Annotated in this window: 16 protein-coding genes; 1 reads left to right on the top strand and 15 read right to left on the bottom strand. The window is 48.5% G+C overall.

Features of this window, described 5'->3' with window-relative positions:
- Positions 1-34 precede the first annotated feature (34 nt).
- Complete coding sequence (locus NQ502_RS11790; RefSeq protein ID WP_028528530.1) at positions 35-469, bottom strand: hypothetical protein; 435 nt, start codon at positions 467-469, stop codon at positions 35-37.
- 326 nt (positions 470-795) lie between these two features.
- A complete protein-coding gene (locus NQ502_RS11785) occupies positions 796-999 on the bottom strand; it encodes a DUF1858 domain-containing protein (protein WP_028528531.1) in 204 nt (67 codons plus the stop codon).
- 212 nt (positions 1000-1211) lie between these two features.
- Here NQ502_RS11785 and NQ502_RS11780 point away from each other — a divergent pair, with 212 nt between their 5' ends.
- Positions 1212-1382, top strand: coding sequence for a DUF362 domain-containing protein (locus tag NQ502_RS11780; protein WP_028528532.1), 171 nt, complete (start codon positions 1212-1214; stop codon positions 1380-1382).
- A gap of 52 nt (positions 1383-1434) precedes the next feature.
- Here the strand turns inward: NQ502_RS11780 and NQ502_RS11775 are convergent, their stop codons facing one another.
- The 13 genes from NQ502_RS11775 to NQ502_RS11715 all read right to left on the bottom strand — a co-directional run bounded on the left by NQ502_RS11775 (position 1435) and on the right by NQ502_RS11715 (position 14043).
- Entirely contained in the window at positions 1435-1992 is a 558-nt protein-coding gene (locus tag NQ502_RS11775) for a helix-turn-helix domain-containing protein (protein ID WP_028528533.1), read from the bottom strand.
- A gap of 139 nt (positions 1993-2131) precedes the next feature.
- Positions 2132-3460: a replicative DNA helicase gene (gene dnaB / locus NQ502_RS11770; protein ID WP_028528534.1), complete on the bottom strand. Its 1329-nt coding sequence runs from the start codon at positions 3458-3460 to the stop codon at positions 2132-2134.
- Between the two features lie 11 nt (positions 3461-3471).
- The gene (rplI, locus tag NQ502_RS11765) at positions 3472-3918 is read right to left on the bottom strand and encodes a 50S ribosomal protein L9 (protein ID WP_028528535.1); all 447 of its coding nucleotides are present in this window, start codon (positions 3916-3918) and stop codon (positions 3472-3474) included.
- Positions 3918-5969, bottom strand: a complete 2052-nt coding sequence (locus NQ502_RS11760) for a DHH family phosphoesterase (RefSeq protein WP_028528536.1) — start codon at positions 5967-5969, stop codon at positions 3918-3920. The genes rplI and NQ502_RS11760 overlap by 1 nt, the downstream gene beginning before the upstream one ends.
- Positions 5970-6200: 231 nt before the next feature.
- Positions 6201-7085 (bottom strand): glycoside hydrolase family 73 protein, encoded by an 885-nt coding sequence (locus tag NQ502_RS11755; RefSeq protein WP_049898117.1) that lies wholly within the window; start codon positions 7083-7085, stop codon positions 6201-6203.
- Between the two features lie 84 nt (positions 7086-7169).
- Positions 7170-7733, bottom strand: a complete 564-nt coding sequence (locus NQ502_RS11750; protein ID WP_028528537.1) for a thiamine phosphate synthase — start codon at positions 7731-7733, stop codon at positions 7170-7172.
- Positions 7720-8880 carry a 2-iminoacetate synthase ThiH gene (gene thiH / locus NQ502_RS11745; protein ID WP_028528538.1) on the bottom strand — a complete coding sequence of 387 codons (1161 nt, stop codon included), beginning with the start codon at positions 8878-8880 and terminating at the stop codon, positions 7720-7722. Before thiH ends, NQ502_RS11750 begins: the two co-directional genes overlap by 14 nt.
- 10 nt (positions 8881-8890) lie before the next feature.
- Positions 8891-9676 carry a thiazole synthase gene (locus NQ502_RS11740; protein ID WP_028528539.1) on the bottom strand — a complete coding sequence of 262 codons (786 nt, stop codon included), beginning with the start codon at positions 9674-9676 and terminating at the stop codon, positions 8891-8893.
- Between the two features lie 67 nt (positions 9677-9743).
- Positions 9744-10400, bottom strand: a complete 657-nt coding sequence (thiF, locus tag NQ502_RS11735) for a sulfur carrier protein ThiS adenylyltransferase ThiF (protein WP_028528540.1) — start codon at positions 10398-10400, stop codon at positions 9744-9746.
- Positions 10401-10404: 4 nt separating this feature from the next.
- Positions 10405-10602 (bottom strand): sulfur carrier protein ThiS, encoded by a 198-nt coding sequence (gene thiS, locus NQ502_RS11730; RefSeq protein ID WP_028528541.1) that lies wholly within the window; start codon positions 10600-10602, stop codon positions 10405-10407.
- A 133-nt stretch (positions 10603-10735) separates the two neighbouring features.
- Positions 10736-11194 carry a MarR family winged helix-turn-helix transcriptional regulator gene (locus tag NQ502_RS11725; RefSeq protein ID WP_242830260.1) on the bottom strand — a complete coding sequence of 153 codons (459 nt, stop codon included), beginning with the start codon at positions 11192-11194 and terminating at the stop codon, positions 10736-10738.
- Positions 11195-11248: 54 nt separating this feature from the next.
- Entirely contained in the window at positions 11249-12328 is a 1080-nt protein-coding gene (locus tag NQ502_RS11720; protein ID WP_028528543.1) for an NAD(P)H-dependent flavin oxidoreductase, read from the bottom strand.
- Positions 12329-12357: 29 nt separating this feature from the next.
- A complete protein-coding gene (locus tag NQ502_RS11715; RefSeq protein WP_028528544.1) occupies positions 12358-14043 on the bottom strand; it encodes an acetyl-CoA carboxylase carboxyl transferase subunit in 1686 nt (561 codons plus the stop codon).
- Between the last annotated feature and the right edge of the window lie 5 nt (positions 14044-14048).

The raw sequence follows: 14048 nt of genomic DNA, 5'->3' as shown, positions 1-14048 counted from the left end.
CGCCCAGAGGTTGACTGAGGTCTTTTAGGGTACTTCAGGGCCGTCCCAGATGGTACCGGTCTTCTCCCTGTTCCAATGCTTCCCTGATAATGCCCAGTGCTTCCTTTCTTTTCGCCTTCACATATTCGTGGCTGACATGAAGCTCACTCTCCACTGTATACCATGTCTCTTTCCTGACATACAGCCGGTTCATCAGTTCGAACATCGCATGATCCAGCTTATAAAAGGCTTCCCAGACCATCAGAATACGGCATTCCTCCCGTTTTAATTCCCCCAGAGTATCCTGCATTCTGCCGATCTGCTGTTTGATCTCACAGCCATACGTTTCCTGCTCACCCTGTTCATTTGCCGCAGTCATCTGTTTCTCGAGAAACCTGAGATCCTCGTAAATATGACGGCGTTTTTCGGCAATGTTCCGTATCATCTGTTTTTTATTTTTTAAGATGTCCGTTATTGTCCTTTCCTGCATATTGTACACTCCGTTTCTGGCTCTTTCACATTATCATTTTTTTGCGCACGAGTCCCCTCAGGCATATTCATCACCTGCCTTTTTAAACTGTCTGATTATCAATTGGAAATATCCGGCTGAACAGCCGGCCTGAGATTTGTATTAGAAATTATAAGTGCATATCCCCTGTTTGTCAATAACCTGCATAAGGGACCAATTCTCCTGCTGTATGGGAATACCCCTGAAATGATGCCAGAGTCCAGTACCTTGGGAGGGTTTTTATCGTATGGGTAACAAAGTTTCCTATACGATAAAAAACGGGCCGATATCAATCGACCCGCCGTGTTCTATGCATTTGCCAGAAAATCATTGATCTGTCTTTCCAGAAGATCCGCATCCATTCCGTGAACCATAGCTGCTTCTGCCAGGCTTTCTCCCTGTGCAGACGGGCATCCGACGCAATGCATACCTGCTCTCATCAAAATTGCCGCAATATTTGGGTTCATCTGAAGAAGTTCGCCAATCAGCATATCTTTATTAATCTGTGCCATGATAAATTTCCTCCTTATCATTCAACCATATCGGTTATCATCAGTCTGTACAGCTCATTATAATACCTTTTAACCCGAAAAACAACCTAAACCTTCAGAAAAAGCACTGGTAAATTGTTTCGAAATTAATACTTGTATTATTTCAGAAGATATATTAAAATGTGCTTAGACCCAGAGATGGGGAATCGTAAAATAAGAGGAGGATGAATGTTATGGCATATGTAATTACTGACGCATGCGTAAGCTGCGGATCATGTGAGAGTGAATGTCCGGTAGGCGCTATCGCGCAGGGCGATACTCAGTACGAAATCGATCCTAATACATGTGTGGACTGCGGAACATGCGCGGGTGCATGTCCTACAGACGCTATCACAAACGAATAATCACATATAAAAAACTGCTCGGCCGTACAGGTCTGGGCAGTTTTTTATTTGATCAGCTTTTCCCCGGTTTTGAAAACTTCTTTTTTCGCTTCTTTCCCTGCTCTTTCGTCGCAGCGACCATTCGCCTTGAATACTGATGGTGGCGAATTGCCGCATCCAGTCTCTTGTAGCGGTCTTCCTGATGATCCATATCCTTGATCTGCGTCAGAAGACGGTCCAGAATCTGGTAGAATTCCTGTTTTTTATCGGGCTCTTTTTCTTCTTTTCGTTCAGAAACTATTTTCTTCTTCTCAACTACCGGCTCTTTTTTCTGCGAATCTTTCTCAATAACCCCTTTTTTGGCATCTGTTTCAGATTTCCTGGACGCATTTGCATACAATTCGCGCCGAAGTCCCGGTACCAGTTCCTTAATGGTCTTTAACTGAAACCCCTTTTTCTTAAGTTCCTTTATACTCAGAAAAATCTGAATATCTTCTCTGGTGTAGTAACGATGTCCCATTTCATTCCTTGCGATCGGAAGAGCAAGTTCTTCCTCCCAGTAACGAAGCACGTGGGTCTCCACATCCACCATCCTGGCCGCTTCAGAAATCAGAAATCTGGTTTCACTCATATACTTACCCCTTTATGCTTAAGCTTCAATTTTATTATAGCATTCAGGGCTACAATTGCAATGAAAAGACATCGACGGATTCCGACATGCCTGTCCCATGGCAGCCGTGCACATCCGGATTCGAGTGTAAACGATCATCTTACTTCTTCCAGTTAACAAAGCGTGTGTATTCCGGCATCCATACCAGATTTACCGTCCCGATCGGGCCGTTCCTCTGCTTGGCGATAATAATCTCCGCCACATTCGGGTTCTCAGTGTCTTTATTATAGTAGTCGTCCCGATATATAAACATTACGACATCGGCATCCTGTTCAATGGCTCCCGATTCACGAAGGTCTGACAGCATCGGCCGTTTATCATCACGTTTTTCAACCGCACGGCTCAGCTGAGAAAGTGCTACAACCGGAACACTCAGTTCCCGGGCAAGCGATTTGAGTGAACGTGAAATATCCGAAATCTCCTGCTGTCTGGAATCACTCCTCCCGCTGCCGCTCATGAGCTGCAGATAGTCGATGATGATAATCCCCAGATTATGTTCCAGCTTGAACTTTCTGCATTTGGAACGCATCTCAGAGATTGAGATACCGGGAGTATCCTCTATAATCAGGTTGGAATTACCGATGACACCGGCACCTTCTATCAATTTAGCCCAGTCTTCATCCTTCAGATTACCGGTACGGATACTCTGAGAATCCACCCTTGATTCCAAAGAAAACAGACGGTTCACCAACTGTTCTCTGGACATCTCCAGACTGAAAATGGCTACCGTCAGATTTTTTTTAAATGCCATATACTGTGCAATATTCAGCACAAATGCCGTCTTTCCCATCGACGGGCGCGCCGCGACCAGGATGAAATCAGACGGCTGAAACCCGGAAGTCTTATAGTCAAGATCCACAAAACCTGTCGGAAGCCCGGTCACACTTCCCTTAGTCCTGGATGCCTTCTCAATCGTATCAAGCGCATTCAGCACGACCTGACGGATCGGCACAAACTCCCCGCTGTTCCTCTTCTGAAGAAGCTCAAACATACGCTTCTCCGCATCCTCCATAATATCCTCTACCTTATCGTTATTCAGGTAACAGGCATTGGAAATTTCCTCATTGACTTTGATCAGCCTGCGGAGCATTGCCTTATCCTTCACGATCCCCGCATAGTACTTCACGTTTGCAGAAGTCGGAACAGCAGAAATCACATCGCGTACGAATTCCATGCTGCTGATCTCAGGCGGCACGTCTTTTTCCTGCAGCCTGTTCTGGAGTGTCACGGGATCTACCGGTTTGCCCTCGTTGAAGAGTTCCAGCATAGCTTCATATACGACTTTATACTGATGCTGGTAAAAATCATCCCCGGTCAGCATCTCAGACGCTACCAAAATAGCTTCCCGGTCCATCAGCATGGAACCGATGACAGACTGCTCCGCCTCAGTGCTGTGAGGCAGTATTCTTTTGATAAGCGCTTCTTCCACGCAAATTCCTCCTAAGCTTCCTTCACAATGACTTTAAGTTCGGCCGTCACCTTGGGGTGCAGACGCAGCGGAACCATGGTGGTTCCCAGTTCACGGATCGGATTGTTCAGCTGCATTTTCTTCTTGTCCAGCTCATATCCCAGCTGCTCTTTTGCGGCTTCCGCAATCTCCTTCGCGGATACAGAACCGAATGTTTTCCCGCCCTCACCGACTTTGATCGAGACCGTAACCTCCTTCGCCTCCAGTTCAGCCTTAAACTGACGTGCGGCTTCCAGATTTTCTTTTGCAATCTTATCATCGTGTGCCTTCGCAAGCTTCAGGTCATTCATATTCCTGGATGTCGCTTCCAGTCCCAGTTTCTTTGGAAGCAGCATATTTCTTGCATATCCGTCGCTTACGTTAACGACTTCTCCTTTTTTTCCCAAAGCTTTTACATCTTCCAGTAATATTACTTTCATCAGATATCTCCTCCGTCTATCATTTCCTGTAATGTCTGTTTCAGGTAGTCAATGGCTTCCCTGACCGTATATCCCTTCAGCTGGGATCCGGCGATATTCAAATGCCCGCCGCCGCCCATTCGCTCCATGATGATCTGTACATTTACTTCATCAATCGCACGGGCACTGATATAGATCATATCTTTATAGTCTGTCATCACAAAAGACGCCTTAACACCGACGATATTCAGCAGTTCATTTGCCGCCTGTGCACCGACGACCGTCGGGCTTTCCAGTCCCTCCGCCGGACACACTGAAATCGCATAACATTTCCTGAAGAGCTCCGCATTACGTATCGCTTCTCCTCTTGCGCGGTAATCTTCCGCATTCTCCCGGAACAGCTTGCGCACACGCGTCACATCAGCGCCGCACCTCCGCAGAAATGCTGCTGCCTCAAAGGTACGCACACCCGTCTTAGTCATAAAATTATTCGTATCAATCATGATTCCCGCATAAATGCTGTCTGCTTCTATATTGCGGATCCGTATACCGTCTGCAAAATACTGAAGCACCTCCGCAACCATTTCACACGCCGAGGATGCATAAGGCTCAATATATGAGAGGACTGCATTCTTAATGACCTCACTGCTCTGGCGGTGATGGTCAAGTACCACGATCGTCTTTGTCATAGACAGCAGTTCCTCACATTCCGAATAACTCGGGCGGTTGGTGTCAACAACGACAAGCACCGTATTATCGTCCGTGATGTCTTTTGCCTCATGGCTGTTCACGAACATATGCGGATCGTAATCCGGATTATTGATAAATTCGTCCATCAGCGGCCTTATGGAGGAGGTCGCATTGTTAATGACGATATAAGCCTTTTTATTCAGGGTTTTTGCTGCGCGGTAGATACCGATAGCTGCACCGAAGGTATCAACATCCGTGATTTTATGGCCCATCACAACCACATTGTCTTTCTGGCTCATAAACTCTTTGAGTGCATGTGCTTTCACCCGTGCCTTGACACGCGTGGTTTTCTCCACCATCTGTGATTTACCGCCATAATAGGAAATCTGGTCTCCGTCTTTTATGACGACCTGATCCCCGCCCCGGCCAAGCGCCAGTTCGATTGCTACCCGCGCATACTCCGCAGTCTGTGCATACGTGTCCGCATGCGCACCCAGACCCATACTGATCGTGACAGACATTTCATTTCCAATATTGACATTTTTAATATCCTCCAGGATATTAAATTTCTGCTCTTTCAGCTGCTCCATGGATCCTCTGCGCATAACCAGAAAGTACTTGTCTTTCTCAAGGCGTTTGACAACCCCGTCAACCGCTGAAAAATATTTCGTGATCTTACGCTCGATCAGCGCTGTCAGGAGTGATCTGCGAACTTCCTCTACGCTGTCAGTCGCTTCCTCGTAATTATCCAGATACAGGAGACCGGACACCAGCTTTTCCTCTTCATTCTTTCGAATGTATTCGTTTAACTCCGTCACATCGTACATGTAAAGGCCAATCAGACAATTATCCCGCACCTCTTCCACATCTACAAGTTTGGAATTCTGGAGAAGTCCGTCAATATTGATGCGCTGCAGCTTTACCCGGAAATTCTGGCTTCCGTAACTGATTTCCACTTCCTTAATTTCATCTTCTTCACCGGGAAGGATATCCTGTGTAATCTCCGACATGACATTCGTGATGGATTTGTGGTACTTCTTGTCCTTTCCCGTCAGCTTTGAAAATGATTTGTTCAGCCACATGACTTTTCCGTCCGCATCCAGAACAGCAAAGGGAATCGCAAAGTCACGCATCAGGTTTTTCTGAATCTGACCATACTGCGTAGCAAATGTGATCAGCTCATTCAGAATAATCGGGCGGTTATGAAAATACAATATCACCACGATCGCAATATAGGCTGCCACAAAAAAACTCACGAGAGTCCCAGCCCTGACATTGATAAAATACACGGCAATATTCATAATAATCATCAAAACGCTGAGAGTTATCGGCCAGTTCAGATAAGATTTCAGCGGCCCTGAAAGTTTTATTCTTCCATTCATACCTTTTACCTACTGTAATTTTTCCTATAGATTTAGAATTCTGTAGTAGCGTTTCTGTCTCATTATATCATTTTTCTGCCAAATAAAAAAGCCTTTTTTCTCGCCGTCACTGCTCCTGACATAAAGTAAACAAAAACGGCTGTTCCAGAACAAAAAGCCTGTTTGTTTTATACGCCAACATGACCGCAGAAGCTTCTGCGGTCATGCCAAGGTATCTGCTGTGCAGTATACCTATCTCGTATAGATTTTTTCCCCGTCCGGACTGAATACGCTGTATCCTTTTTTGCACGCCTTTTTAGCCTGTGCAAGGTCCACATATGCTCCCTGCTGGCTGTCTTCATCCTCCCAGGTCTTTCTAATCCGGTAGAACTGCACATCCTCGAGCAGCTCATCATTGCTTCTGGTATCCAACATAACATCATACTGCGTCAGATTGAATTTTTCTATGATATTGCAGATCTTAGACACGTATGCGCTGTCGGTTGCATATCCGCCGTCTTTGATGATCTGAATCGCTGTCCTGTAGTCGGTTTCGCCTTTCAAACCCTCGTATCGCAGCCCGTCACCGTCAGTGGCCCCCAGCAGATATGCCGAATGATCTGCGACGGAGTCCTCCACACAGTCATATTTTCGAAAAGCCGCTGTAATCGTAACCCTGCGTCCTCCATACTCCTCACCTGTCTGTTTTGTATAGGACGAGATTCCATCCCAGGAACTGTTCTCCCATGTATTTCCGGATAGTGTTACCTTCATGCCGAAACAGTTATTTGCTTCCTGTGCAAGGTCTGTTCCCATATATCCCGACTCCAGAATACACTGGGCTGCACTGATACTCGCGAGTATCCCGGATTTTGCGTAGTCCTGCTGGCACATCCTGCCGATGATCGCCACCCGGTCTGTCTCTGCCAGATTCGCTACATCAGCCGCATTGGTAATTGTTCCTGTAAGGCCTGCAGTCTCCTGTGTATCCTCACTGCCGCCTGATTCTTCTCTTGCTTTCTGACGCTCTTCCACCCTGTTGTAGTTCTGCTCCTGCGGTTCTGCGAACACAGGGACCGCACTCGTCACCGCCAGCATTCCCGCAAGAAGACACGCCGCCACTCGTTTTTGCTTCATATCCACCTCATCGCTGTTCACGTACATCATATCTTAATAATTAATGTATTCATTATACAGAAGAATGGAAAAAAATACAAGCAGTTATATTTTCATCATATTCGACATCATACAGGCTCCCGACGCCCTGGTCCCCCTGATCAGTTCCACGTTTTTCTCCGTGATTCCTCCGATCGCATAGACTGGAATCTCCACCGCGCTGCACACTTTTTCCAGAAAGCCAAGCCCCCTCGGAGGCAGCCCCGGTTTGCAGTCTGTTGAAAATACGTGACCGGCTGTCACATAGCCGGCATTATGTTCCTGAGCCCATACAGCGTCCTCCACAGAATGTACCGATGTACCGCATACGTTGAACGCTTTCAGCTCCTGCCACTGTTCCTGAAACAACGGGAACGGAAGATGAATGGCAGGCCACGCCAGCCTGCGGGCGACTTCCGTGTATGTGTGAAGCACACACGGAATCCCCAGCCGCATACAGCCGGCAGTTACTCTTTCTGCAAGATCCTGATACTCTTCTTCTGATAAATCCTTCTCTCTTAACATAACCAGATCCGGTCTGTTTACGCTGGCAATGCGTTCCAGCTGTTCCGTCAGCGGACGGCGGCAGAGCCGGCGGTTCGTCACAGCAATTATTTTAAACGTACACATAATCGTTCATAACAGGCTGCAGTCCCTGTGCTAAAATACTTGCATAGACCTCTTCCACGCCCCGCTCGTCAGCGATTTCAAACTGGTCGTCCCCCAGCTCCGCCGCATCAGACTCGTGGCTTCCGACACCTGTACTGACGCCGGCAGAAATTTTAGTCGCCGTCATCCCGATCACATGATCCCGGAACCCGGCACGCTCTCTTGTGGAAATCGTCATCCCCGCATACGGCATGAAAATACGGTATGCACACATAACCTGGAGCAGTTGTTTCTCATGCACATCTTTCGGATTAATCCTGTCATTGTTGATAATCGGACGCAGCCTCGGACAGGAAAAGGAAATCTCTGCCCACGGGTACTTCCGCTGCAGCAGCCACGCATGAAGTCCGGTCGCAAACGCATCCTTTCTGAAATCGGCAAGGCCAAGCAGCGCCGCAAATGCCACGCCGCGCATGCCCCCCATAAGCGCACGCTCCTGTGCATTCACGCGATACGGGAAAATCCGTTTGTGCCCAGCAAGATGGAGGGTCTCGTACTTATCAGAATCATACGTCTCCTGAAAGACCGTGACATAATCCGCACCGCATTGATGCAGATACGCATATTCATCGGAATTCATCGGATAAACTTCCAGTCCCACCATCTTAAAATATTTCCGTGCGATCCTGCACGCCTCTCCGATATAGGCCACATCCGAATTTTTTCTGCTCTCCCCTGTCAGGATCAGAATCTCCTCAAGGCCTGTCCTGGCAATCGCCTGCATTTCTTTTTCAATACCCGCAGCATCCAGTTTTGCGCGTCGTATGTTATTGTGGCAGTTAAAACCGCAGTATATGCAGTAATTTTCACAATAATTTGAAATATACAGAGGTGTAAACATATAGACAGTATTTCCAAAATGCCTGCGTGTCTCCTGCCTGGCACGCTGCGCCATCTGCTCCAGAAAAGGAAGTGCCGCCGGCGAGAGCAGCGCTTTGAAATCCTCCACGGAACAGTTTTCGTGCATCAATGCCGCTCTGACATCCTCCGCCTCATAAGCGTGATAATCATATGCTTCCATGCTGCTCACAACTTCATCCATCACATCGGAGGAAATGACCTCCATTCCCTCCATATACTTCATATGGTCTATTCTCTTTTCCAACATTTCTTCCCCCCTACTCTTCCAGGAATCCGGTCAGCGGTGAAGATGCCGAACCACCCTTTGCAAGCACCCTGCCGAGTCCTGCAAGGTATGCTGCGCGTCCCGCTTCGATCGCCTGTTTAAAGGCTCTCGCCATCGCAGGAATGTCGCCTGCCGTTGCTATCGCCGTATTTGCCATGACAGCGGCAGCTCCCATCTCCATGGCTTCACATGCCTGTGACGGTCTTCCTATCCCCGCATCGACGATGACCGGAAGTTCTATTTCATCCACCAGTATCTGTATAAACTCCCTGGTTGCCAGTCCTTTATTGGAACCGATAGGCGCCGCGAGCGGCATGATGGAGGCAGCTCCGGCATTTACAAGATCCCTGGCTGCATTCAGGTCCGGATACATATATGGCATAACAACGAATCCTTCATTCGCCAGCGTCTCCGTTGCCCTGATCGTCTCGTAATTGTCGGGCAGCAGATATTTTGAATCGCGGATGACTTCAATCTTCACAAAGTCGCCACAGCCCAGCTCTCTTGCCAGCCGTGCGATCCGCACTGCTTCTTCAGCGTTTCTTGCTCCCGATGTATTGGGAAGCAGCGTCACCCCTTCCGGTATATAATCGAGAATATTGTCCTTTCCGTCGGAGTTCGCTCTCCTGAGCGCCAGCGTGATCATCTGGGCACCGGCGTCTGAGACAGCCGCGCGGATCAGACTCAGATCATATTTTCCAGAACCCAGTATAAAACGGGAGGTAAATGCATGTCCCCCGATCATCAGTACATCATTTTCTTCAGCTTCTCTCTTCATGGTATTCTCTTCTCCTTCTTTTTATTATTAAGAATGCCGGAAACGAAGTTTCCAGACTATAAAAACATCACACATCCTTCTGTCCCAAAATCAGCCTTATCACCATATTTGCCTGATGTCCGGCACAGACTGCAACACGCGGCGCCATCAGTCCTATGCCGTCATTTACGTCCGAATGGCCGTCTCCGCAGATATACAGACGGCTCATGGCACGGCGCGTGATAATTGAATTGCTGCTCCCATACCCCGCCATACCGGAACCGGCCACCACTGTCGTACGGGGACAGGTTTCCAGGAGCGTATTGACGAGCATCGCTTTATTCTCCGGCCGGTCAAATGCCTCGCAGACGATCGGATACATTCCAAATAACTCCGCGGCATTTTTTCCGGTCACGTACACAGTTCTTGTTGTGATCCGAAGATACGGGTTGATCTCCCGAAGGATCTGTGCCAGAGCCGCAGTCTTTTTCATCCCCAGGTGACTCGTCATATACGCCTGACGGTTCAGATTTGTCACATCCACAGAGTCGAAGTCCACCAGATGAAGGTGTCCGATTCCGCTTCTGGTCAGCATAACGGCTATATTTGACCCAAGACCACCGAGTCCTGCGACTGCCACCTTTGAATCTTTCAGTTTTTTATGTACCTCCGGCGAAAATCGCTGATCTTTCGCCTGGTCAAGTTCTTCCCTGGACGGGAACGTACAGCTGTATCCCTGCTGCATAGCATCATCCTCCCCCGACAAATCTCACAACTTCCAGATGATCTCCATCATTTACAGTCACCGAACCATAACTGCCTCTGGGAACAATCTCCTGATTTAATTCAGCTGCGACGCGCGTCATGTCATACCCCAGTTCCGTCAAAAGCCTGTCAAGCTGCATGCTCTCACTGAACTGTTTCTCTTCTCCGTTAACAAAAATCAAACCTTTCACCTCCTGATGTTTTTCAAAAGACATATGAAAAAGGCCACACGAAAGAATACACCCGCGGTGGTGTACCCCTTCGTGTGACCTCTCTCACACTCTAAAAATGATTATATAAATTTCTCAGTTTTTGTCAACTGTTTTTATGCTTCTTTTTATAATTCATAAAGAAATCTTTCAGCTGAGTGAGCGATGTGACCAGTATCTCCTTCTCATCCTCAGCAAGTCCCTTTACCACAGCCTCGATCATCTCTCTGTGAAAAGCTTCATGATGGTAATATGCCCGCTTCCCTTTTTCCGTCAGTCGGATAAACACCACACGCCGGTCTTCTTCACTGCGTTCTCTCATCACATATCCCTTTTTCACAAGGCTGTTCATGGAAATCGTCAGTGTGCCCATGGTAACCAGCATCTTTTTTGCAATCGATGACATATTCATCGGCTGATCCACGCCTACCGCTTCGATAATATGCATATCATTGTTTGTAATGTCGCAGAATTCCCCGGTAATGATGGCATCCTGCTCAATATCCATAATGTCGTTAAACAGATTCACCAGAACATCATTCAGGGCGCGATAGCTCTTTTCCATGGGTACCTCCTTCATTCAGACTGCAGCTTTCGTACATATTAATGATACATGGTTTTATGCCGGATTACAAGCAAATCCGAACAAATCTGCAATCACCCGCGGCACTGTCTCCATCCGCTCACTGCGATACGCATTGCTGCCGCAGAAAAGCAGTGCCTGTTCCGTCTTTTCCGTGACTGCATTTACGAGTGCCTGCGTGATACAGTAAGGAATCTGCGCCGGATTACATTTCTCCAGACATTGCAGGCATTCCCCCTGGCGATTCTCCTGCGTATGGTCCGCTGTTAAAAAAGAATTTCTGATCGCACGTCCCGGCATGCCTACCGGGCTTTTCGTAATCACAATGTCTTCTTCTTTTGCATTCAGGTACCGCTCTTTGTAAGACATCGGGGCATCACATTCCTCCGTCGTCACGAATCTGGTCCCCACCTGAACTCCATCTGCTCCGACCTCTTCCAGCATGTGCTGCACATCATCTCCATTGTAAATACCGCCTGCCACAACCACCGGTATCTCTTTGTGGTATTTTTCGCCACACTCTCTGACTGCGCTGATGATCTTCTTTATCTCTTCCTCATAGCTGGCATCCGTATATGTTTTAAGCTCCTCCTCCGAGAAACCCAGATGACCTCCCGCCTTTGGCCCTTCGATCACCACAAGATCGGGCGTCGTCTGATAACGGCGGTCCCAGAGCTTGCAAATCAGTTTTGCCGCTTTCAGAGAAGACACGATCGGCGCAAGCTTCGTCTTAAAACCTTTTGCGTATTTCGGCAGATCCACCGGAAGGCCAGCCCCCGATACGATAATGTCGGCTCCCGCCTTCAGAGCTGCTTTTACGTAATCTTCGTAGCGTTTTGTCGCCACCATGATATTAAATCCCAGAATTCCCTTCGGCGCAATCGCACGGGCTTTGTCCAGTTCTTCCTTCATCACCCGCAGATTTGTCTCAATCGGGTTTTTACGAAATTCCGGGTCCCGAAAGCCGATCTGTGCCGTGGAGATCAGGCCGATACCGCCGCTTTTCGCTACGGCGCCAGCCAGTCCCGAAAGGCTGACTCCGACACCCATCCCTCCCTGAATCAACGGAAGGGGCACCGTCAGATCCCCGATCCTCAAAGGTTTTTGCTCTGTCATTAATTTTTCCCTCTCTATTCCTGCACTCGTTACATGCTGCGGAAACGCTGGTAACGGTGATCCAGAAGCTCACTGTCTGTCTGTCCCTGGAAACGCACCAGAAAACTTCGTATCTCCGCACGCAGCATTCTGCATATCTGCCGCTGGTTCTCCCGGCATGCCGGTTTTTCCTCCGGTATCACTTTCTCAATAATGCCAAGACCCAACAGGTCATCTGCCGTGATTTTCATGACACCGGCAGCTTCGTTTGCTTTTTTGCTGTCCTTCCACAGAATGGACGCAAACCCCTCCGGAGACAGAATCGAGTAGACTGCATTTTCCATCATCCAGACTTCATCTGCTACAGCCATGGCAAGCGCACCGCCGCTTCCGCCCTCACCGATTACCACGGAAAGGATCGGCGTCTTCAGATCCGACATTTCGAACAGGTTATCAGCGATCGCCCTGCCCTGGCCGCGCTCCTCTGCCTCCAGTCCGCAGAACGCTCCCGGCGTATCTACAAAGCAGATCACCGGGCGGTGGAATTTCTCTGCCTGTTTCATCAGTCTGAGCGCCTTACGGTATCCATCCGGAGACGGCATCCCGAAGTTCCGGACCAGATTATCCTTCAGGTTTTTCCCTTTTTGCTGTCCGATGACCGTGACCGGTGTCGCACCCAGCATTGCAATCCCCCCGATGACTGCACCGTCATCCTTGCAGTAACGGTCACCATGGAATTCTATGAAATCCGTAAAAATATTATCAATATAGTCAATCGCCGTCAGACGGTCTGCGCGTCTGGAGGTCTCCACCACACTCCAGGCATCCCGGTCTTCCCTGCGTTTGCGTGATTTTACCAGTTCTGCCTCGGCAGGCGCAGATGCTTTTTCTGAAAGCGTATGCATTCGTATGATATCCGCAAGCGTTTTCCTCATATCGGCACGCTCCACGATCTTATCGACAAACCCATGGTCAAGCAGAAATTCCGAACGTTGGAATCCTTCCGGCAGCTTCTGCCGGATCGTCTGTTCGATGACACGCGGTCCCGCAAATCCGATCAGTGCTTTCGGCTCTGCCAGGATCACATCTCCAAGCATTGCAAAACTCGCCGTCACGCCTCCTGTGGTAGGATCCGTCAGAACAGAGATATACAGCAGCCCCTCATTGCTGTGTCTTTTTAATGCCGCTGAAGTCTTCGCCATCTGCATCAGAGAGACCATTCCCTCCTGCATTCTGGCTCCTCCTGAACAGCAGAACATCACGGCCGGAAGCTTAAGCGCAGTCGCGCGTTCAACCATGCGCGTGATTTTTTCTCCGACGACATAGCCCATGCTTCCCATCAGAAACCGGGCATCAATAACGCCAATGGCACAGGTAAGTCCTTCAATGGCAGCTTTACCTGTCACAACACCCTCCGCGAGTGATGTCTTTTCCTGCGCCGCCTTGATCTTCTCTTCGTATCCTTCGAACTGCAGCGGATTACCGGTCTCAAGGTCCGTATCCCATTCCTCAAAACTGCCGCTGTCCACTGTCATTTTCAACCGGCGTTTGATATTCAGACGGAAATATCCGCCACATTTTGGGCAAATATAATAATTGGCACGCACATCATCCCGGTAAACCAGCTCGCCGCACTTGCTGCATTTTGCCCAGAGAGTCTTCAGCACATCCGGCGTCTCCTCTCCCTTTTTCATATTCATATTGGACGGAGATTTCCGTAATAAATTCTTTAACATCATTA

Origin of the sequence: Ruminococcus gauvreauii (assembly GCF_025151995.1) — a bacterium.
Classification (GTDB): Bacteria; Bacillota; Clostridia; order Lachnospirales; family Lachnospiraceae; genus Ruminococcus_G; species Ruminococcus_G gauvreauii.
Note: the sequence above shows the minus strand (reverse complement) of the source record. Positions and strands in the feature narration are given on the sequence as shown.